Genomic DNA, 1,156 nt, shown 5'->3' with positions numbered 1-1,156 from the left:
TGCGGGATCGACGCCATCGCGCCGACGGCCGCGATACCCTGCTTCGCCATCTGGTCGGTCTGCTGCAGTTGCGAACCCAGCGAGTTGATCTGCGCCTGCTGGCCCGACAGTGCCGTCGACAGCGTCGATTGCACCGCGTTGAGCTGGTTCACGTTGACCGCATCGGTGCCCTGCGTACCCGGGGCCACGTTGATGATCTGGCGCTGCTGCGTGTCGCTGCCGACTGACACGACGTTCTGGCGGCCGCCATCAGTCGAATTCGCGCCGATTGCCACCGAGTTCGAGCCCGCGGTGACGGTCGGCTTGTCGGAGCCGGTACCGTTCATGTCGGCGGCAATGCCGGTGTTCGCGGCCTGCGGTGTATTGCTCATCAATGTGGATAACTGATTCAGTTGGTTGTTGATGTTCGTCACTCCGGTCGACAGCGATGACACATTCGCGTTCGTCGCATTCAGGCCGGTGGACAGCGAACCGATGCTGTTTGCCGTCGACGTCGACAACGCGTTGATCGCGGTCGAGGTCGACGTGGACAGCGCGGACACGTTGCTGTTGGTCGCATTCAGGCCCGTCGACAGCGCGCTGACCGCATTGTTCGTCGCGTTGAGTTGGCTGCCGTTGATCGCATCCGTACTGGTAGCCGAGACCTGGCCCGCCGCAACGTTCGTGATCTGGCGTTCCTGACCCGGCGAACCGACGCTCAGCACGCCGACCGGATTGGCGCCGGCGACCGCATACGAAACTCCGCCGACCGTGACGCTCGATACAGCAACCGCGTTACCGGTCACCGAGTTCGCCCCGAGCGCGATCGAGTTGGCGACGTTCGCGGTGGCGTTCGAGCCCAGCGCGAGTGCGTTGGCCGCGCTGGCCGTGGCGCCCGAGCCGTAGGCCTGTGCGCCTATGGCGCTGGCCGTGGCCAGGTTGCCCAGTGCGATCGTGTTGTCCGCAGTGGCCTGGCTCGAATTGCCGACGGCGAGCGCGCTGTTGCCGGTTGCCGTGCTTGCGTTGCCGACGGCAACTGCGCCCGTGCCGGTCGCCGTGTCGTTCGCGCCCATCGCGACCGCACCGGTGCCCGTCGCGACACTCGGATCGCCGATCGCGACCGCGCCGTCGCCGCTTGCCGTGTTGCCGGAGCCGATCGACACGGCCTTGCCGCCCA

At 66.4% G+C, this 1,156-nt stretch carries 1 pseudogene; it reads right to left on the bottom strand.

Annotated features, from left to right (window positions below):
• A pseudogene (locus G3N99_RS40585) lies at positions 1-1,156 on the bottom strand (hypothetical protein); the annotation flags it as partial.

The organism is Burkholderia sp. Ac-20392 (assembly GCF_017104585.1).
Taxonomy (GTDB): domain Bacteria; phylum Pseudomonadota; class Gammaproteobacteria; order Burkholderiales; family Burkholderiaceae; genus Burkholderia; species Burkholderia lata.
This window is presented reverse-complemented; position numbering and strand designations above follow the sequence as displayed.